We start from the raw sequence: 20,248 nt of genomic DNA on the forward strand, positions 1-20,248 counted from the left end.
CGCGCCCTCGCGCGGCGGCGAGCGTCCAGGCACTACGTGAACCCGCTCGGCGCCAGCGTGTCAAGGCGCCGGTCGGGCGCGGGCCTCGCTGCCCGCTCGCTTCCCCATACCGCCCGCCCGCGGCTCGCGCTATCAACGCACCTGCGCGAGGCGCGGGCGACGCCCGCCGCCCTCGGTTCTCGCGCGTTTCGCATGGTTCGCGCGTTTCGCATGGTTCACAGGATCGCCGCATGATCGCCGTGGTCGCAGAGAAGCCCGCCGTCGCCCGTGACATCGCCGCGGTGCTCGGGGCCTCGAAGCGCGCCGAGGGCTTCCTCGAGGGCGGCGGCTACGTCGTCACGTGGGCGATCGGGCACCTCGTCGCCATCGCCGAGCCGCACCAGATCGACCCCGCCTGGAAGCGCTGGCGCCTCGACCTCCTCCCGATGCTGCCCGGGCAGTTTCCGCTCGTCGTCCTCCCCGGGACGCGGGCCCAGTTCGAGATCGTCCGCAAAGTCCTGGGCCGGAGGGACGTCGAGCGTGTCGTCTGCGCCACGGACGCCGGCCGCGAGGGCGAGCTCATCTTCCGGTACCTCTACGAGGCGGCAGGGTGCAAGAAGCCGGTCGAGCGGCTCTGGATCTCGTCCCTCACGCCCGACGCCATCCGCGACGGGCTCCGGCGGCTGCGGGACGCGCGCAGCTACGACGGCCTCGCCGACGCGGCGCGCGGGCGCAGCCGGGCGGACTGGCTCGTCGGCATGAACCTCTCGCGCGCCTACAGCCTGGTCTTCGACCAGGATCTCTCGGTCGGCCGCGTGCAGACGCCAACGCTGTCCATGGTCGTCGAGCGCGAGCTCGCGATCCGGCGGTTCGTCCCCGAGCCGTACCTCGAGGTCGTCGCGACCTTCTGCCCGCTCCGGGAGGACGGCTCGGGCGCGGCCGACGAGTCCTACAAGGGCACGTATTTCAACGACAAACCGCTCCCGGGCCAGCCGCCGGGCGCCGGCGAGCGGCCGAATGCCGGCGAGCGGCCGAATGCCGGCGAGCGGCCCGAGACCGCGCCGTCGCGGAGGCGCCTGCCCCCGGACGGCGAGGAGGCGCGGCGCATCGTCGAGCGGGCCCGGCGCGGCGAGGCGCGCATCGAGGCGGTCCGGTCGGAGTCTCGCCGCCTCCCGCCGCCGCTGCTCTACGACCTGACCGAGCTCCAGCGGCACGCCAACCGCCTTTACGGCTTCTCTGCGCAGAAGACGCTGGAGGTGGCCCAGGCGCTGTACGAGCGCAGGAAGCTCATCAGCTATCCGCGCACCGACAGCCGGCACCTCTCGACGGACGTGGCGGCCACGCTCGGCGCGGTGGTGCAGGCGATCGAGGGCTCGTATCGGGGGATGCTCGCCCAGGGGACGGGGGCTCGGCCGCTCGGCAAGCGCTTCGTCGACGACGGCAAGGTCGGGGATCACCACGCCATCATCCCCACGGGGGCTCGGTCCTCGCGCGCGGAGCTCTCGACCGACGAGCAGAAGATCTTCGATCTCATCTGCCGGCGCCTCCTCTCGGCGTGGCACGAGGATCACGTCACGTCGATCACCACCGTCATCACCGCTATCACCACGCGCGGCGGCGCGGGCGCGCGCGGCGGCGAGCCGATCGTGGACCGCTACCACAGCGCGGGCAGCGTCGTGGAGAAGGTCGGGTGGAAGGTGCTCGACATCGGCTTCGGCAAGGCGCCTGCGAAGCCGCGCAAGAAGGGCGAATCGGACGGTGACGGACGCGATGCGCGCGACGCGCGCGACGGGGAGGGCGGGGAGGGCGAGCGCGAGACCGCCGATCAGCGGCTCCCGCCGGGCCTCGCGAGGGGGCAGGTGCAGCTCGTGCTCGACGCGGAGGCGCAGGCCAAGAAGACGCGTCCGCCGCCCCGCTTCACCGAGGCCACGCTGCTCACCGCCATGGAGACCGCGGGCAGCAGCCTCGAAGAGAAGGAGCTCTCCGAGGCGATGAAGGACTCGGGCCTCGGCACGCCGGCCACGCGGGCCGCGATCATCGAGACGCTCCTCCGGCGCGAGTACATCGTGCGCCAGGGCAAGCTGCTGCACGCGACCGACAAGGGCGTCGGGTTGATCGAGGTCGTCCACGCGGACGTGAAGAGCCCCGCGATGACGGGCGCCTGGGAGGCGAAGCTCGCCCGGATGGCCCGGGGCGGGGGCGATCTGCCGTCGTTCATGGCGGGCATCGAGTCGTACGTGCGCCAGGTGGTGGCGGAGGTGAGCGCGGGGCGGCGCGCGGCCGGGGACGGTGCGCTTTCCCCGGAGGCTGGGGCGTCGCCGTTTCAGGAGCGCGGCGAAGCGCGGTCGCGCGCGAAGGGTGGCCGCGGCGCGGCCGCAGCGCCGGCGACCGGTCGAGGCCGCGAGGCGACGCCTCGCCGCGCTCCGGGCAGCAGCGCAGGGGCCGAGCCGGGCGATGCACCGGCTGGCGCGCTGCATGCGGTGGCGGCGGCTGCAGCATCGCCGCCGGCTCGGGCGCAGGCGCGGTCGCGTGCGGCGGTGACGGCGCCAGCGCGACCCGCGGCGGCAGGGACGGCGCGACGTGTGGCCGTAGCGCCGACGCCCGCGCGGCCGCCGGCAGCGGCGTCGCCGCCGGCGCGATCCGCGACCGTAGCGCCGACGCCCGCGCGACCGCCGGCAGCGGCGTCGCCGCCGGCGCGATCCGCGGCGGCAGCGCTGTCGCCCGCGCGTGCGGCGGCCATCGGGTCCTCTCCGGCGCGTGGGGCGGGCACGGCGTCCTCGCCGGCGGTCGCCCTGTCTCCAGCGCGCCGGCCGGAGGATCTCGTCGAGCTGCTCCACCAATGCTTCGGCTTCAGCGCGTTCCGCCCCTACCAGGAGGCCGTTTGCCGGACGGCGGCCGCGGGGAGCGACGTGCTGCTCGTCATGCCCACTGGCGCCGGCAAATCGCTCTGTTACCAGCTCCCCGGCATCGCCCGAGGCGGCACGACGCTCGTCGTGAGCCCGCTCATCGCCCTCATGGAGGATCAGGCCTCCAAGCTCCGGGCGTGCGGCTTTGCCGCCGAGCGGATCCACTCCGGCCGGAGCCGGGCCGAGTCGCGGAAGGCCTGCATCGATTACCTCGAAGGCGCGCTCGACTTCCTCTTCATCGCCCCCGAGCGGCTCCGCGTGCCCGGGTTCCCCGAGATGCTCGCCCGCCGGAAGCCCGTGCTCGTCGCCGTCGACGAGGCCCATTGCATCTCGAAATGGGGCCACGACTTCCGCCCTGATTACCGGATGCTCGGTCAGCGCCTCCCGGCGCTCCGGCCGGCGCCGGTCATCGCGCTGACCGCCACCGCCACGCCGGTCGTGCAGGACGATATCGTCGAGCAGCTCGGCCTCGCGTCCGCGGCGCGGTTCATTCACGGCTTCAGGCGGAGCAACCTGGGTATCGAGATCCTCGAGGTCAGCCCGGGAGAGCGCCTCGCCCGGGTGCGCGCGCTGCTCGGGCAGGAGGGCCGGACGCCGGCCATCGTCTACGCCGGGACGCGGAAGGACGCCGAGGCGCTCGCCGCCGGCCTCTCGGAGGATCTCCCGGCCGAGGCGTACCACGCGGGCCTCGCCCCCCCGGTGCGCGACCGGATCCAGGCGGCCTTTCTGGACGGCAGCACCGAGATCATCGTCGCCACGATCGCCTTCGGCATGGGCATCGACAAGCCCGATGTCCGCACGGTCATCCACGCCGGGCTGCCCGGGAGCGTCGAGGGGTATTACCAGGAGATCGGCCGGGCTGGCCGCGACGGGCTCCCCTCGCGGGCCGTGCTGATGCACTCGTATGTCGACCGGCGAATGCACGAGTTCTTCCACGAGCGCGACTACCCTGATCCGGCGATGCTCCAGCGGATCGAAGAGGTCCTGTCGGAAGAGCCCCGCCCGAAGGAGGCGATCCTGGGCGATCTCGGCATCGATCCCGAGGTGGCGGACAAGGCCCTCGAGAAGCTCTGGATCCACGGCGGCGCGCGCGTGGATCCGGACGGGGGTGTCGCCCTGGGCGAGCCGGGCTGGCGCGGGCCTTACGAGGCGCAGCGGCGCCACAAGCTCGCCGAGCTCGTGCAGATGGCGCGGTTCACCGAGGGCCACGGCTGCCGCATGCTCCACCTGGTCCGCCATTTCGGCGACCAGGAGGACACGGGCGAGCCCTGCGGCCTGTGCGACGTCTGCGCGCCGGCCGCGTGCGCCGCGCGGGAGTTCCGGGCGCCGAGCCGCGACGAGGCGCAGGCGATCGCGAAGATCCTGGCGGCGCTTCGCGAGAGCGAGCAGCCGACGGGCCGGCTCTACCGCGAGGCGTTCGCCGATGGGTCGCTCGAGCGGCGCGACTTCGAGCACCTCCTCGGCGGGCTGGTGCGGGCGGGCCTTGTCTGCGTGCGCGAGGACTCGTTCGAGAAGGCGGGCGAGCTCATCACGTACCAGCGCGCGTCGCTCACGTCGCGCGGCCTCCTCGGGGGGCCGCGCGGCGCGAGCGACGTCGTGAGCGATGTGCCGCTCGCGAAGCTGCCGCCGAAGGTGAAGAAGCGGCAGAGCGCGAAGTCCTCGGACGCGCGGAGGGCGTTCTTCGCCCGCAAGGCGCAGCGGAAGAAGGGCCGGTCGCGCTGAGCGCCGCGCGGGCGGCTCTCAGCGGAAGATGCCGAAGTGGCCGAGCGCCCACCAGAGCAGGACGAAGATGAGGATGGTGCTGAAGCACCCGCCGCCGAGCTTCTTCGCGCCGTAGCCTGCCGCGATCCCACGCAGAATCTTGCTCATCGAATGACCTCCGGCCCCGTGTCGGGGTGTTCGATGAGCGAAGCAACGTGGGTGCCACATCCTGCGGGCTCCGGCGGGGCGAGATCTTCCCGTGGAGAGGCGATGACTTGGCTTGCAGGGCGGCAAGCACAGCGGCGTACGCGCCACAGTGGGGCGTTTCGCGACGACCTACCTGCGCGAGCTGCGCGAAGCGTTCCAGTCGCTGCCGCGCGAGGTACCGAGCCCTGCCTGCTGCCGGAGTAACGTCACCGGCCCAGCTTCGCGATGACGAGGCGCGTCCGATCCCCGTCGCTGGTGCCGGGTAGCGGTCCCGTGCCGAAGTCGGCGGACGGAGCGGTCGTCGTGCCCGCGACGAGCGTCTCGCCGTCGGGTGAGGTGGCGACCACGCGCAGCGTGTCTTCGCCCGTGTTGTCCGTGAAGTGATTCCATACGAGCTCTGCATCGGGCGTGAACTTGGCGACGAAGGCGTTCTGAAATCCCTGCGCTTTCAATGGGCCGCTGCCGAAGTCGACCTCTCCCTCCGCAGTGCCGACAACAACGAGGTTACCAGAAGGATCGCGAGTGACTCCAAACGCGTGCTGAACGCTGACAGCCTCTCCGAACCCGCGCAACCATCGGGGCATCCCGGTCGCCTCGAGCTGCACCACGAAGACGTTGCTGTCGGTTCCGGTTCCTCCGGTTACTGTGTGCTCGCCAATCTGCATCTTCTGAGCGAACGAGCCCACTATCACAGGACGGCTTGACAGATCCACCGTGATGTCCATCGGCTGCACGGAGCCTGAGCCAGGTCCGTTGAGCGCTCTGGCCCACGCGGACTTCCCGGCTGGCGTCAGCTTGACGACAAACTCGCTGCCATCGACTCGGAGCGGCACATCGTCAGTCCCGAAATTGATCGTCTTATCCGACCAGCCGAGAAAGAAGATGTTCTTCGAGCTATCGACCGCGACAGCAGTGGCAGCTTCATACCATGACGAGCCGTTGAACGTGCGCGCCCAGTGGCCCGGTCCGCTCACGCGCCCGTTGGCACCGTCGAGCTTCGCCACGAGGATGTCCTCGCCGTCAGGCGTGATCGGTCCCTCGCCAAGATCGATGGGCAGGCTGAATCTCCCCGTGACGATGATGTCGTCGCTCGAGTCAATGGCGAGTCCGGTGAGTGTGCCGCGGCCTCCCAGGCCTTTGCTCCAAACATGCTCGCCCGATGCGTCCAGTAGGACGATGAACGGACCCTCCGGAAGCGGTCCACCGCCGAAGTCAACTCCCCCCTGAGGGCTCTGGCCGATCAGAACTAGGTTTCCCTTGGAGTCGATGGCAAGGTCCGTGACACTGTCCACGCCGAAATCGCCGAACTTCTTCGCCCAGAGAGGGACGCCGGCCGGATTGAGCTTGAGGATCAGCACATCGCTCGATCTACTGGCAGAGGAGAAGGATTCCTCTGCGATCGTGATCGTCCCTGAAAAACCTGCGCTGATGAACACGTTTCCCTCAGCGTCACTCGCAATGGCGGAAGCCGCGGCGCTGCCATTTTGCTCGAACCCGGTCGCCCACACAATGCATTGGAATCCATCGCAGTTCTCGTCGTCCGCGGCATCGCAGCGCTCCACCGCGGGGACGACCTCGCCGTCACAGGCGCCCCATGTCCCGTCGGCGCCGCAGGTACGCGTTCCTTCCCGGCACGCGCCCCTGTTCCTGGTGCCCAGTGGGCCGGCGTAGCACACCTCCGAAGCGTCCGGCGTGCACGTGAGCGCCTCCTCCTCAGCGCCTCCCGCGCCGCCGGCGCCCATGGGGTCAGCACCCCCCAGACCGCCGGCACCCGTGCCGCCCGACGCCTGGTCGGAGAACTCGTCGAGACCGAGGAGCTGCGCGCACCCGCTAGCGCACAGGCCCAGACCGAGGAGGGAAGCGAGCGCGTAAGGTCGTGCTTGTCGTTGCATGGGCTCGTGCGCGCCCGGAAGCCGCAAGGCGAGGTTCCCGACGCTAGCGCGGAGGATATCACACTGACGCGGCGCGCAGGAGCCTGGTTTCGATCGTCGCCGTGACGATGCGGGCGCTCGTCCTAGCCTCGGACGCCTCGCGCCCGAGCGCCATAGCCGAGGACCGAGAGCCCTATTCGTGCCGAGAGCCGGCGTAGCGCTGCGCGAGGGAGGACGCGCGAGAGCTGGGCCGTGGCCTTGCTCAATGCGGTCGGGACGGCGACCACGTTGCCGCGCTCGGCTGCCGCGATGGCGTAGGCCGCGCAGCCCTCGGCCGTGAGCTCGAACGGCAGCTTTCTGCGCGGCACGCCGGGCGCGCCGACGTCGAAGATCTCCGTGGTCACCGGCCCTGGGCACAGCGCTGTCACCGTGACGCCTGTCCCCTCGAGCTCCACGGCCAGGCTTTCCGAGAGCGAAAGCACGAACGCCTTGGTCGCTCCATATACCGCATGTCCCGGGGTCGGTTGGAACGCGGCGAGCGACGCGACGTTGAGCACGCGCCCTCCGCCGCGGGCCACCAGGTCGGGGACGATCGCCGCGCAGAGCGCGACGACGCTCTCGCAGTTGAGCCGCACCAGCATCGCCAGCGCCGCCGGGTCGCCTCCCAGAAAGGGCCCGAGCCGCGTCGTTCCCGCGTTGTTGACCAGCCAGGCCGCGCCGCCCAGCTCACGCGCCCGATCCCGCACGCGGAGGGCCGCGCCCTCGGTGGCGACGTCGAGCTCGAGAGGGTGGATGGGCGCGTGCCCGGCGGCGCCCGCCCGCGCGGAGAGCTCCTCAAGACGGTGCGCCCGCCGGCCGATGGCGAGCACCGGCTGCCCGCGCGCCGAGAGCTGGCGCGCGAGCTCCGCGCCGATGCCGGACGAGGCGCCTGTGACGATGGCGAGGCCCGAGGTCATGATCATGGGCGCTATCCTTTACGCCGCGCCGCCCTCGATCGCGAGCGGGCTGTTGGCCCTGGCGTACGGACGCGCCATGGCCGTTACCGGCGGACGGCTCGCCGCACCGCGCCACGACGAAGATAACGCCATGCGTGCATCATCCAGCACGGGCGGCGCCCCGATGCCATGTGAGAGGTCGATCTCGTGGCGTTCTCGTCACAATGGGCTCATGCCGCCCACCGCGGCGCGGTCGATCGCCCGCGCGGTTCGCCGGCCGTCCCGCGCGCAGGCGACGTCGAAGCATCGGGTGGTAGAGGACCGTCCCCTACATCAGGAGCGGGCGTTTTGCCGCCTTCCTCTTGCAGAACGCTGCGCGCAGCGGGTAGCCTGTGAAGCGTGCTTTCGACTTCGGGTGCTGATGACCCGCGGGTGACGCAGCGGACCCGCGAGCGAGCCATGCGCATTCGAGGCGTCGCGTTGGCCACGGCCGCCCTGTGTGCGCTGTTGCCGTTGCCCTTGCACGCGCAGGCGGAGAAGCCGACGCCGCAACCGATCGTCGTTTCAGCGCCCGCCCTCGAGGAGCTGCCGGCGGTCGAGGGCACCGGTCTCTGCGCCGCGTCGGTCATCCCGGACAAGCCGCCGATCGACACCTTCCTGCCGAATTTCATCGGAAAGACCAACGAACTTATCGACAGCCGCAAGGACGATCGCCTCGAGTACACCATTCGAACGCTCCTGGATCTGAGCAACAACAACGCCGCCGCCGGCCAGAATCGCGAGCCGCGGAGTTACGGCGACTTCAGGCAGTCGTCGCCGGACTGCAAGATCGGCGGCTGCAGCTTCCCGTGGGACGATCGTGACGACTACACGGATATCATCTTTGGCTCCCGTGTTCGCGGCTTCCTGGCTGTCACGGAGGAGCTCGCCGGCAGGCCGGTCCATTTCGGCCTGTACGCCGACGATGCCGTGAGCCTCGCGTTTTTTGATGGCGTCACGACCGAGAAGGTGACCCTGCTCCAGGCGCCGGAGCTCGGCCTGCCGGTCTGGCGCCTCACGAACAGCGTCACCTTCGAGAAGCCGGGCCTGTACCCGCTCGAGATCAACTACGCGGAGATCGCCGAGCACGCGGCGCTCGAGATGTCGTATCTCGTGGGGGAGTTCGAGGACTTCCACCGCGCCGCGGAGACGCCGCCCGTCGTGAAGCTGAGCGAGAACGGCTTCACCCTCTTCCGGCCGGCGCAGTTCTTCCAGACGCTGGCCGGCTCGCCGTCGTTCCCGGATCTGGACCAGTGCCAGCAGTGCGAGCGCAGGTTCGTCGGCCAGCCCAACAACAATGGCTGTCCCGGGAGCTACTACTGCAACGAGGCCGCCCTCTGCGCCCCGTGCGACACGGCGCTCCACTGCGGCGAGTCGTGCTCGCGCTGCCTGAACGACACGCCGTTCTGCATCGATCTCAACGGCAACCGCGCGTGCGCCGAGTGCCGCACCAGCGAGGACTGCCAGGACGGCTTCGTCTGCGACCCTGAGACGCACGAGTGCAAGGAGGAGTACGAGTGCAACATCGACCCGGACTGCCCGCGGGGCGAGATCTGCGTCGAGCACTCCTGCGTCCCGTGCGACACGGCCGATCGGTGCGCCGGCAACTCCTGCAACTGCTGTCCGAACGGCATCAGCGGCGCCCAGATGAACTGCGCCGCGGTCGAGCCGGGCGGCGTCGCGATGTGCGTCGAGTGCCTCGTCGACGACGAGTGCCCCGACGGCAAGAAGTGCCACACCCCGACGGGCCACTGCGTCGACGAGATCCCGAGCAACGCGCAGCCGAACTGCTGCGGCGAGGGCTGCGTCGACTGCATGCACCCCGAGGATCCGAACGACCCGCAGTCGCCCCCGGTGCCGTTCTGCCTCCCCGGGCCCGTCGGGACGGCGTGCGCCGCGTGCCGCAACGACATGGATTGCGCCGACGGGCAGTACTGTCTGAGCGGCGAGTGCAAGGAGTGCGTCAAGGATCGGCGCTGCGGGCCGCGCTGCGAGAGCTGCGGCGGCGACACGCCGTTCTGCCTCGGCGATTTCTCCGAGCTCGCGGTCTGCGTGCGCTGCACGTCGGACGAGCAATGCGCCGGCACGACGTGCAACCGCGAGACCCACGAGTGCGACCCGGGGTGCATGGCGACCTGCGCCGAGGACACCCCGCACTGCGACGGCAAGAAGTGCGTCGAGTGCTACGCCGACACGCAGTGTCCGTGCGGCAACACCTGCGACCTCGCGACGAACACCTGCGACATCTCCTGCAAGACGAACCTCGACTGCCTCGGCAACGAGCACTGCCGCTGGACCGACGAGGCGGACGCCAAGGAGTGCGCGCTCGGCCCGATGCCCGACAACGTCGCGTGCGGCGGCACGCTCGCCGAGATCTGCAGCGTCTCGGTCGTCGGCCAGAAGGGCGCCGATCCGCGGGCCGCCGGGCTCGTCGCCCTCGCGGCGCTGGCCCTGATCGAGCGAACACGCCGCCGGCGCACCGGAGGTGCCTCGTGAGAACGCGCCCGCTCCTCGCCCCGCTCCTCGCGCTGTCCGCGCTCCTCGCCGGGCGCCCCGCGCTCGCCGAGGAGGGGCGCTTCGATGCCCAGGTCTTCCGCCCGGCCGCGGCCCCGCGCGATCTCGTGATGGTCCAGAAGTCGGAGGTCATCGGGAACCTCTCGCCGACCGTCGGCCTCTACAGCGACATCGCGGCCGACCCGCTCGTGCTGCTCGTCGCGGGCGACGACACGAGGCAGGCCGTCGACGCCATCTCCGGGCGGCTCGAGCTCGCCCTCCTCGCGGGCATCGGCTTCTTCGACGTGTTCGACGTCACGATGGCCATGCCGCTCGTCCTCTTCCAGGAGGGCGGCAACCTCCGCCGCTTTGGCACCGAGGGGTCGGTCAAGAGCTCCTCCGTCGGCGATCTCCGCCTGTCCACGAAGATCTCGCTCCCGTACCTGAACCGGAAGGAGCAGGTCAAGGAGGGGTTCGGGATGGCCATCGCGGGCAACCTCAACTTCCCCACGGGCGATCAGAACGCGTTCACCAGCGACGGCGCGCTGAGCGGCGGCGCGACGCTCATCGGCGACTACCGGTTCAACTTCGGGCTGCTCCTCGCCGCGAACGCTGGCATCTGGCTGCGGCCCGACAACCAGTTCGCGGGCGTGCGCGTCGGCGACATGGCGCAGTTCGGCGTGGCGGCCGAGCAGTACGTCGTTCAGAGCTGGGGCCTGTCGGTCATCGGCGAGGTGTACGGGTACCCCTCGCTCACGAGCTACCCCGACGACCCGGGGCAGATCCCCGCGGAGGCGCTCCTCGGGCTGCGCTGGCAGACCAAGCACGGCATCACGATCACCTTCGGCGGGAGCTTCGGCGCGGCGTGCGGCTTTGGCGCGCCCTCGATCCGGTTCTTCAACGTCATCACGTGGCAGCCGAAGACCTCCCAGGAACAGGAGGAGATCAACCGCCTGCAGCAGCGCGAACAAGATGATCCGGATCGCGACGGCCTCATCGGCGCCGCGGACCGCTGCCCCGACGTGCCCGGGAGCCCCGAGAACTTCGGCTGTCCGGACCTGGACACCGACGGCGACGGCATCTTCGATCGCGACGACAAGTGCCCCGACAAGCCCGCCGGTCCGCACGGGAAGGACGGCTGTCCGCTCGCCTTCATCCGGGGCGACGAGATCGTGATCACCGAGCAGGTCCACTTCGCGACCGACAGGGACATCATCCTCGAGGACTCGAACTCGACCCTCGAAGCGGTCGCGCAGGTGCTGATCGACAACCCCGACATCCGCGAGGTGCGGATCGAGGGCCACACCGACGTGCGCGCGACCGACCTGTACAACATGGCGCTGTCCCAGCGCCGCGTGGCGAGCGTCATGGCGTACCTGATCGCGAAGGGCGTCGAATCCTCGCGGCTCCAGGCGGTCGGCTACGGGCACACGCAGCCGATCTACGACGACACCGGCTGCCAGGGGCCCGACGATCAGCTGTCGCCCGATTGCCAGTTCATGACGTCGAAGAACCGGCGCGTCGTCTTCCGCATCCTGCGCTACGGCGCCGCGGGGGCGAAGCCGCTCACCGGCGCGCCCGACGGGGGCGAGCAGCTCCTGCCGTCCGGCGGGGTTCTGCCGCAAAAGACCCAGGGCACGCTGCCCAATCAGGGCACGCTGCCGGGGCAGGGGGTCCTCAAGTCGAACGTGCTGCCGAGCGGCGGATCCTCTCTCCCGCCTGCGGGCGGGGCGCCCGGCGGCGCGGCCCCCCTGCCGAACCGCGGCAACGCGGGCGGCCTCCCGAGCAACACGGGCGTGCTGCCGCGATCCGGTACCCCCGCGCCCGCGCCGCCGGCACCGGCGCCGTCCTCGTCGAGCCAGCCGCCTGCTCCGGGAGGCGGGGGGAGTCGCTAGGAGGGCGTCGATCCGGGGGCCCGGCCCGAGGGGTGGATGGAAGGGGCGCGCTGGCGGTCGAGCGCGCGTTGCGAGGGGAGGAGAGGACAACCGGACGTCAGCGTCACAGCGGTAGGAACCGCGCGACGCTGACGTCTTCTACGTCTTCTGCTGCGCTTACTTCTTCGGCGCCGGCTTCACGGGCGCCGATGACGTGGCGGGCTTGGCCGACGACGACGGGGGGAGCGACGACGGCGGGGCAGAGGAGGCCGGCTTGGCCGACGACAGCGGCGTGGGCGACGCGGGCTTCGCCCCCGGCTTGCCTGGCTTGGCCGAGGTCGCGGGAGCGGGCGAGTCCTCGTACGGCTCGTCGGATGCAGCCGGAGGAGCAGCAGGCTGGTCCGCCGGCGGCGCCTCCGGCTCGACAGGCGCCGCCGAGTCGGCGGGCGGCGTCGCCGGGTGCAACGTCAACGGCTTCGCCTCTCCCTCGGTGCGGCGGACCCAGATCACCGCCGTCCCGCTCGCCACGCTGGCATAGCGGCCGTCCTCGGTGCGGACCTCCTCGTTGACCGCCTCGATGACCGCGTCGCCGCCGACAGCGCACGCGGCCTTGCGGAGCGACTCGAGGCGCTCCGCCTCCGTGCGGGCCGTCGGATCGCTCGCGATCGGCTGGAGGCGATGGTACTCGCGATCGGGCAGCTGGCCCGCCGGCACGACGTGCATGTCGCTGCAGAACTCGCCCGAAGGCGTGCGTTTGTCTCGGAAAGGAGTGCTGCAACCGGCGATCAGCGCGGCACCCAGGGCCGCCGAGAGGAGGAGGCGCTGCATGCTGCCTTCTTACCAGCGATGCGACGCGCGATGCAAACCCCGTGCATCATGGACGCAGCCGACGTGCGCCAGGGACGCCAGCCGACCCGGCGGCACGCCGCCTCTCGCAGGTTGCTCGCGGGTGGATCGGCTCCTGACGCCGTGCCCGTCACCGGGCCGCCACACCCCCCTGCCACTGTCCCATCCACCGCCCCATCCAGCGTTCCGATCTCGTGAACGCCTGGATATGCTTCGCGGTCGATGCGCCCGATCGAGCGATCCGCTCCTCTCGGCTTCCTCACCTTCCTCGGCGCGGCGCTCGCCGCCGCGTGCAGCGCGCCTCAGCCGGCGCCGCACGCCCCTCCGCACAGCGCCGGCCCTGCCGAGGGGAGCGCCTCGATCGCCGCAGCGTGCCTCGCGGCCGCCAGCGCACCGCGGCAGGCCCGCCCCGACGAGCCGCCGCGGATCGGCGTGAAGCACATCCTCGTCCGCCATGCCGGCGCCGATCGCGCCGAGGGCACGACGCGCACTCGCGAGGAAGCGTGCCTGCGCGCGATGGAGGCGCGCGACAAGATCCGCGGCGGCGCCGACTTCGGCGAGGTGGTCGCGCAGTACAGCGAGGAGGCCGGCGCGGCGTCGCGCGGCGGCTCGCTCGGCACCGTGGAGCGCGCCGACGTCCTGCCGCCCTTCGCCGATGCGGCGTTCGAGCTCGATGTCCAGCAGCTCAGCGACGTCGTGGAGACCCGCTATGGCTTCCACGTGATCTTCAGGACGGAATAGCCCTCCTGCCCAGAGCGAGCCTCCCGCCGGAGACCTCTCTGCCTGCCCGCGCGAGACCTCGCCTCTCGGGCCTCGCATCGTCACGGCGCCTCGCGGGCCGCGCGCGCAAGGGTTGCGTTCCCGGCGGAGGCGCAGCATGAAGCACCCATGCGCGCTCACAAGCTCCTCGCCGCCTTCGCCGTGATGATCGCCTCGCCAGCGCTGCTGATCGCGGCATGCAAATCCAGCGATGAGCCGGAGGAGGTCGCCCCGGCGCCGGGCGCCGTCACCGCGCCGACCGCGACGGCGCCGCCGCCCGCTGCGACCGGCACCGTGCCGGCCGCGACGCCGACCCCGGCCGCGCCTCCAGCGACCACGACCGCCGCCCCGACCCCAGCCGCCCCGGCGACCCCGAAGCCGGACGCGGGCGCGCCGGTGGACGCAGGCGCGCCGAAGGACGGCGGCACCGCCACCACGGCCGACGCGGGGGCGCTCTCGACCAAGCTCGCGGCGTGCGCCGCGAAGTGCCAGTCGATCCTCCAGACCTGCCTGACGCCGAAGTTCCCCGCGGACGGCGGCCTGCCCGCGCTCGCCGATCCGGCGGCGTGCCAGGGCTCGTTCGACTCCTGCCGCACCGCCTGCGCGCCGTAGCTCCCGCCCCGCCTCGGCGAGGCCGGCTCCAGCGCCGCCGGGCCTACTTCTTCTGGGCGCCGGCCGGCGCGCTCGGCAGCGTGATCCGGAAGAGCGCGCCGCCGGCCGCGCCGGTCGTCACCGTGATGTCGCCGCTCATCGCCTCGACGAGGTGCTTCGCGATGGACAGGCCGAGCCCGGTGCCGCCCGACGCGCGGGAGCGGCCCGGATCCACCCGGTAGAACCGATCGAAGACGCGGGCCTGGTGCACCGCAGGGATGCCCGGACCGTCGTCCTCGACCTCCAGGACGACGCGCCCGTTCGCGGCCCGCGCGCGCACCACCACGTGCGAGCCGTTCGGCGTGTGATGGATCGCGTTGTCGACGAGGTTGGTCAAGATCTGGTCCAGCGCGCGCGGATCCGCCGCGACGAGCGTGCCTGGCGCCACGTCGATCTTCACGTCGGTGTGCCTCTCCATCGCGCGCCCGCGCAGGAGCGCCACCGCTGCCTCCGCCTGCACCGAGAGGTCGAGCGTGCCCGGCGAGAGCGGCCGCTCGCCGCCCTCGATGCGCGACAGGTCGAGCAGATCGTCCACGAGCCGGTGCAGCCGGGTCGCGTTCCGATCGATCACCTCGACGAAATCGCGCGCCGCCTCCGGGTCGTCGAGCGCGCCGCCGAGCAGCGTCTCGCTGCTCGCGCGGATCGACGCGACCGGCGTGCGCAGCTCGTGCGACGCGTTGGCGATGAAGTTGCGCTGCAGGCCCTCGATGCGCCGGAGCTCCGTCACGTCGAAGAAGACGGCGACGACCCCCGCCGCCCCGCGGCTCTGCGCCGGCAGCGCGAGCGGCGCGGCGTTCACGAGCAGGACGCGGCGCCCCGGAGGCCCGGCCACGCCTGGCGCCGCGGGCGCGATCTCGATCTCGCGCGTCGCCGCCGCGCGCGCGAGCGCGACCTCCTCGAGCAGCTCGTGCAGGCTCGACGAGCGCAGCACCTCGAGCGGCGGGCGACCGACCGGGTCCCTGCGGATGCCGAGCAGCTGCGAGAGCGCCGGGTTGACCAGCGTGATGTCGCCCTTCTCGTCCGTGACCAGCACGCCCTCGCGCATCGACTCGAGCACCGCGCCGAAGCGCTCTCCCTCGCCCCCGAGCTCGCGCCGCGACAGCTCCAGGCTCTCGGCGAGATCGTCCAGCGCGCCGCCCAGCGTGGCGATCTCGTCGTGCCCCTGCATGCGCGCGCGCCGGCCGAGATCGGCCCGCATCTCCCGCGCGACGCCCGTCAGGTAGACGAGCCGCCCGGAGAGGGCGCGCGCCCCGGCGAGCGCCGCGGCGACGGCGAGCGCGAGGGCCAGGAGGGTGCCCTCCACAACGCGCGTGCGGGCGGCGGACAGGCTGCGGTCGATCGCGACCGGCTCGAACGCGACCCGCACCACCCACGGCCCGTCCGGGCGATCGAGCCGCTGCGCGGCGTAGAGCATCCGCATCCGCGTCGTCTTGCTCACGCGCTCGCTGCGCCCCGTGCCCTGGTGCCGCGCGTCGGCGACCTCGTCGCGCGTCGCGTGCGTGTCGAGCTGGCCGAGCCCCTCCGGCGCGACCGACGAGTCGCCCCGCACCGCGCCCTGCGGATCGATGAACGTGACGCGCCCTCCTGCGAGCTTCGACAGCGCCGTCGCGAGGGCGGGCGCCTCGGCCGCGAGGTCTCGTGACCTCGCGGCGACCTCGGTGACGAGCGCCGTCCGCGTCGCCAGGTCGTCCTCCGTGTGCGCCGAGAGCTCTGCCCCGAGCGTCCTCAGGACATAGCCGTCGAACACCAGCGCCGCGAGGATCGCGATCCCCACCGCGAACGCGATGAGCTTGCTTCGTATACCCATGTCACCAGCGCGCCGGGCTCACGCCGCGCGCGACGTGGGCGAAGATCCTTACGTTACCTGGTTTTGTCCGTTCCATGACGACTCGTTGACGTGATGTGGGGAAACGGGGTAAACGCCCGGCCCCATGGGATTGACCCGTGACGCAGTCTTCTTCGACGCTCTGGCCAACCATGCGCGAAAGAGCGTCGCAGCGAGCGAGCTCCTCCTGGAGATGCTCGACCGGCTCGACGACGCCCCGGCCCTGGTGCAGCGGATCTCCGACCTCGAGGACGAGGCCGACAAGATCACCCACGAGTGCCTGGCCGCCCTCCACCAGACGTGGATCACGCCGCTGGATCGCGAGGAGATCCACGCGCTCATCACCCGCCTCGACGACGTGCTCGACTGCATCGAGGCGGCGAGCGTGAGGCTCGTGCTCTTCGAGATCACGAGCGCCCTGCCGGACGCGCGGCTGCTCGCGCAGGATGTCGTCGACGCGTGCACCGTCATGAGCTCCGCCATCCAGTCCCTCAGGGATCTGAAGAAACAGCCGAATCTCCTCGAGCTCTGCGTCGAGATCAACAAGATCGAGAACGCGGCGGACGCGCACTACCGCAACGGGTTGGCGGCGCTCTTCAAGAAGGGGAACGACCCGCTCCTCGTGATGAAGTGGCGTGACATCTATGACCTCTTGGAGCACGCGACCGACCGCTGCGAGGACGTCGCGAACATCATCGAGGGCATCGTGCTCGAGCACGCATGACGACCTACATCCTCGCCATCCTCATCATCGCGCTGGTGTTTGATTACATCAACGGCTTTCACGACGCCGCGAACTCGATCGCCACGGTCGTCTCGACGCGCGTCCTGTCGCCGCGCACCGCGGTGCTCTGGGCGGCCGCCTTCAATTTCATCGCGTTCGCGCTGTTCGAGCCCACGGTGGCGCGGAACATCGCGAAGGGCGTCGAGCCGGGGTTCATCACGCCGAACGTCATCCTGGGCGGCCTGCTCGGCGCGATCATCTGGAACCTGCTCACGTGGTGGTGGGGGCTGCCGTCGTCGTCGTCGCACGCGCTCATGGGCGCGTTCGCCGGGGCCGCGGTGAAGAGCGCAGGGCGGCTGTCGGTGCTCGACGCGACGGTCTTCGGCAAGACGGCGGCGTTCATCCTGGTGTCGCCCTTGCTCGGCGCGGTCATCGGGTTCTCGCTCATGCACGCCATCCGGTGGCTCGCGCGGGGCTGGACGCCCAAGAAGGTGAGCACCCGGTTCCGGCGGCTGCAGCTGCTCTCCGCGGCCGCCTACTCGCTCGGGCACGGCGGCAACGACGCTCAGAAGACGATGGGCATCATCACGGCGCTCCTCATCTCCGCGGGGCTCCAGGAGGGCGGCAAGGAGCCGGAGCCGATGCTCTGGGTCGTGCTCGTCTGCCACGCGGCGATGGGCCTCGGCACGCTCTCCGGCGGCTGGCGCATCGTGAAGACCATGGGGATGAAGATCACGAAGCTGAAGCCGGTGGGCGGCTTCGCGGCCGAGACGGCCGGCGCGGCGACGCTGTTCAGCGCCACGGCGCTCGGCATCCCCGTGAGCACGACCCACACGATCACGGGCGCGATCGTCGGCGTCGGCGCCACGAGCGGGCGCCTCTCCGCGGTCCGCTGGGGCGTCGCCGGACGCATCGTCTGGGCCTGGATCTTCACGATCCCCGCCTCGGCCGTCCTCGCCGCGATCGCCTACACCATCGCGAACGTCATCAGCGGCCAGCCCTGATCGCGCGGGCGAGCGCGGCGCCGCGCCGCATGACGCCACGCAGGCGAGCAGGCGCCTCGCTCGCGCGGCCCGCCCTGGGACTTACGAAGCGCGCCGCCGATCTCCATAGCGCGACCATGCGGGCGCTCGTGACGGGGGCGACGGTGGCGCCGGGAGGGGCGGTCGCGCGGGCCCTGCTCGCCCGCGGGCACCGCGTGCGGGCGTTCTCCGCCAGGCCTGGCGATCCGACCGCGGCGCGGCTCATCGAGCTCGGCGTCGAGGTCGTCCAGGGCAGCGCCGACGAGCCCCGCTCGATCGCGCGCGCGGCGGCCGGCGTCGACGCGGTCTTCGCCATGGGCTCGCCCATTGAGGGCGGGCTCGCGGCCGTCGAGGCGGAGCTGCGGCTCGGCCTCGCCGCCGCCGAGGGCGCGAGGGCCGCGGGCGGCGCGCACCTCGTGTACACCTCGGTCGCGAGCGCCGACCGGGGCACGGGCGTCCCCCATTTCGAGAGCAAGGCGACCGTCGAGCGGCACATCACCGCGCTCGGCGTGCCTTGCACGATCCTCGCCCCGGTGTGCCTGATGGAGAGCCTGCTCACGCCCGCGGCGCGCCTCGGCCTCCGGCGCGGCGTGTACGCCGCCCCGCTCCCGGCGGGCTGCCCGCTGCAGCAGATCGCGGCCGACGACGTGGGGCGGTTCGCGGCGCTCGTGCTCGAGCGCCAGCGCGACTTCCTCGGGCACCGGATCGAGCTCGCGTCCGACGAGCTCACCGGCGCCGAGGCCGTGTCGGCGCTTTCCCGCGTGGCCGGCCGCGAGATCCGCTACGCCGAGGTGCCGCTCGCCGAGGTGCGCGCGCGCAGCGAGGACCTCGCGGCCATGTTCCGCTGGCTCACGCGCGAAGGTCACGGCGTGGACCTCGGGGCGCTCCGCGCCGCCTACCCGGAGGTCGGGTGGCGGCGCTTCGAGGACTGGGCGCGCGAGCACCTCGCGGGCGCGCTGACCCGAGCCGTCGCGTGAGCCTGCGAGGGCGTCGCGTCGATCCGGCGCGCGGTCCGCCGGTCCACCTGCCCCGCGCGCCGGGCTCACCCGGCCCGCGCGGGCGCGGCGCTCATCCGACGTGCGACGGCGCGCGGCTCGGTCGGGCCGCCCCGAGGCTGATGAAGTGGTCGAGGATCCAGGTCTTGAAGCGGTTCAGGTCGAGCCGGTCGAGCAGCGGCAGGAACGCCCGCTCCACCCCGTCCTCGCGGCGTATCGAGGCGAAGTCGAGCACGCCGACGTCGTTCGCGGCGAGCACGTACGGCATCACCTCGGTGCGCCCCTCGTCGAACGCCGCGAGCAGCAGCGACCCCTTGAGGAAGGCGGCCGAGACGTCGAGGAAGGCGGGGCGGATGCCGCGGATATACCGGCTGAACGGCTCCGCGATCACGCGCTTGTCCGGCGAGTCGCGGAGCCCCGCGCCCTCGAGCTGCTTCTTCAGGAACTCGCTCGCCGACATGCCGGGGTGCTCCTTGCGGCGGCGCTCGGCCTCGTAGCCCTCGGCCACGACCACGAGCGCGTAGTCGGCGCGCTTGAGGCCGTCGGCGAGCTCGCTCAGCACGTCCTGCGGGAAGCGGAAGAAGGGGAGCACGATGAGGTGCGCCCGGGCAGCCACCGCGCAGTGCAGCGCGTGCCGCCCGCTGCGGTTGCCCATCATCTCGAGGATGTAGATGCGCTTGTGCGTATAAGCGTCCTCGTAGAGCCCGCGCGCGATGGTCGCGCCCGTCTCCACGCCGGACAGGAAGCCGATCGCCCGATCGCCCTCCAGATCGTTGTCGATGGAGACGTTCACGAAGCCGGCCTGCGGCCGCACCTCGAACTCGTCGAGCCACGCCTTGATGCCCTCGAACGTGCCGTTGCCGCCGACGCAGATGAGGTGCGTGAACCCCTGCGCCTTGAAGGTCGCGGCGGCCTGCTTGCGCTTCTCGCGATCGAGGAAGCCGGAGTAGCGCTCGCTGCGGAAATCGCTGCCCGCGTCGAGCACGCGCCGCCCCATCGAGCGCGCCGGGATGCCCTGCGCGAGCAGATCGTAGCGCTGGCGGCGGCTCATGATGAGGCGCTCGAACTGGGGCTGGGCGCGCGCGTCCGCGGTCAGCGAGCGGAAGCCCTCGGTCGCGGCCCACACCTCGTAGCCTCGCCGCGCCGCCTCCTCGGTCAGCGCGACGGCGACCGAGGAGTAGCCAGGGGCGTTGCCGCCGTCGAAGACGAGCAGCAGGCGCTTGTCCGATGCCGGGAGGGTGTCGGGACGTCCGAACTCGACGATGCTGGTCATGGCGCCGGCCTTCTACCACGCGACGACGAGGTTGGCTGAGCGATTGTCACGCGTTCGCGCTCGTTGTTTGACGACGCCGGGCGTTGGACGACAGCGCCGCGCGGCGTCGAGCGAGCGCGCCGCGCCGCGCGGCGTCGAGCGAGCGCGC

At 71.8% G+C, this 20,248-nt stretch carries 14 protein-coding genes; 8 read left to right on the forward strand and 6 right to left on the reverse strand.

Translation table 11 applies throughout. The features are described from left to right. Nucleotides 1-230 precede the first annotated feature (230 nt). On the forward strand, nucleotides 231-4,607 hold the full coding sequence (locus WMF11_RS19160) for a DNA topoisomerase 3 (protein ID WP_437978488.1): 4,377 nt from the start codon (nucleotides 231-233) through the stop codon (nucleotides 4,605-4,607). An 18-nt stretch (nucleotides 4,608-4,625) separates the two neighbouring features. Here the strand turns inward: WMF11_RS19160 and WMF11_RS19165 are convergent, their stop codons facing one another. From WMF11_RS19165 to WMF11_RS19175, 3 genes are all read right to left on the reverse strand, one after another. Next, nucleotides 4,626-4,754, reverse strand: a complete 129-nt coding sequence (locus tag WMF11_RS19165) for a hypothetical protein (RefSeq protein WP_437553583.1) — start codon at nucleotides 4,752-4,754, stop codon at nucleotides 4,626-4,628. Nucleotides 4,755-4,999: 245 nt separating this feature from the next. Beyond that, nucleotides 5,000-6,685 (reverse strand): SBBP repeat-containing protein, encoded by a 1,686-nt coding sequence (locus WMF11_RS19170; RefSeq protein ID WP_437978489.1) that lies wholly within the window; start codon nucleotides 6,683-6,685, stop codon nucleotides 5,000-5,002. A gap of 122 nt (nucleotides 6,686-6,807) precedes the next feature. Further along, nucleotides 6,808-7,626: an SDR family NAD(P)-dependent oxidoreductase gene (locus tag WMF11_RS19175; protein ID WP_437978490.1), complete on the reverse strand. Its 819-nt coding sequence runs from the start codon at nucleotides 7,624-7,626 to the stop codon at nucleotides 6,808-6,810. A gap of 432 nt (nucleotides 7,627-8,058) precedes the next feature. On the opposite strand from WMF11_RS19175, the gene traA reads away from it, so the two are divergent. Both traA and WMF11_RS19185 read left to right on the forward strand, forming a co-directional pair. After that, entirely contained in the window at nucleotides 8,059-10,134 is a 2,076-nt protein-coding gene (traA, locus tag WMF11_RS19180) for an outer membrane exchange protein TraA family protein (protein ID WP_437978491.1), read from the forward strand. Further along, nucleotides 10,131-12,026 (forward strand): OmpA family protein, encoded by a 1,896-nt coding sequence (locus tag WMF11_RS19185; RefSeq protein ID WP_437909831.1) that lies wholly within the window; start codon nucleotides 10,131-10,133, stop codon nucleotides 12,024-12,026. Before traA ends, WMF11_RS19185 begins: the two co-directional genes overlap by 4 nt. 156 nt (nucleotides 12,027-12,182) lie before the next feature. Here the strand turns inward: WMF11_RS19185 and WMF11_RS19190 are convergent, their stop codons facing one another. Further along, nucleotides 12,183-12,833 carry a hypothetical protein gene (locus WMF11_RS19190; RefSeq protein ID WP_437909832.1) on the reverse strand — a complete coding sequence of 217 codons (651 nt, stop codon included), beginning with the start codon at nucleotides 12,831-12,833 and terminating at the stop codon, nucleotides 12,183-12,185. 240 nt (nucleotides 12,834-13,073) lie between these two features. Here WMF11_RS19190 and WMF11_RS19195 point away from each other — a divergent pair, with 240 nt between their 5' ends. Next, on the forward strand, nucleotides 13,074-13,592 hold the full coding sequence (locus WMF11_RS19195) for a peptidylprolyl isomerase (RefSeq protein WP_437978492.1): 519 nt from the start codon (nucleotides 13,074-13,076) through the stop codon (nucleotides 13,590-13,592). Between the two features lie 147 nt (nucleotides 13,593-13,739). Continuing rightward, nucleotides 13,740-14,222 carry a hypothetical protein gene (locus tag WMF11_RS19200; RefSeq protein WP_437978493.1) on the forward strand — a complete coding sequence of 161 codons (483 nt, stop codon included), beginning with the start codon at nucleotides 13,740-13,742 and terminating at the stop codon, nucleotides 14,220-14,222. Between the two features lie 43 nt (nucleotides 14,223-14,265). Here the strand turns inward: WMF11_RS19200 and WMF11_RS19205 are convergent, their stop codons facing one another. Further along, nucleotides 14,266-16,068 carry an ATP-binding protein gene (locus WMF11_RS19205; RefSeq protein WP_437978494.1) on the reverse strand — a complete coding sequence of 601 codons (1,803 nt, stop codon included), beginning with the start codon at nucleotides 16,066-16,068 and terminating at the stop codon, nucleotides 14,266-14,268. A gap of 124 nt (nucleotides 16,069-16,192) precedes the next feature. Between WMF11_RS19205 and WMF11_RS19210 the strand changes: the two genes are divergently transcribed. The 3 genes from WMF11_RS19210 to WMF11_RS19220 all read left to right on the forward strand — a co-directional run bounded on the left by WMF11_RS19210 (nucleotide 16,193) and on the right by WMF11_RS19220 (nucleotide 18,809). Then, entirely contained in the window at nucleotides 16,193-16,810 is a 618-nt protein-coding gene (locus WMF11_RS19210) for a DUF47 domain-containing protein (protein ID WP_437872830.1), read from the forward strand. Then, nucleotides 16,807-17,814 (forward strand): anion permease, encoded by a 1,008-nt coding sequence (locus WMF11_RS19215; RefSeq protein WP_437909836.1) that lies wholly within the window; start codon nucleotides 16,807-16,809, stop codon nucleotides 17,812-17,814. The genes WMF11_RS19210 and WMF11_RS19215 overlap by 4 nt, the downstream gene beginning before the upstream one ends. Nucleotides 17,815-17,930: 116 nt before the next feature. Further along, nucleotides 17,931-18,809 (forward strand): NmrA family NAD(P)-binding protein, encoded by an 879-nt coding sequence (locus WMF11_RS19220; protein WP_437978495.1) that lies wholly within the window; start codon nucleotides 17,931-17,933, stop codon nucleotides 18,807-18,809. 91 nt (nucleotides 18,810-18,900) lie between these two features. Here WMF11_RS19220 and WMF11_RS19225 read toward each other — a convergent pair whose 3' ends face one another. Next, a complete protein-coding gene (locus tag WMF11_RS19225) occupies nucleotides 18,901-20,100 on the reverse strand; it encodes a 6-phosphofructokinase (protein ID WP_437553606.1) in 1,200 nt (399 codons plus the stop codon). Nucleotides 20,101-20,248 lie beyond the last annotated feature (148 nt).

Source organism: Sorangium sp. So ce295, from assembly GCF_051527405.1.
Classification (GTDB): domain Bacteria; phylum Myxococcota_A; class Polyangia; order Polyangiales; family Polyangiaceae; genus Sorangium; species Sorangium cellulosum_B.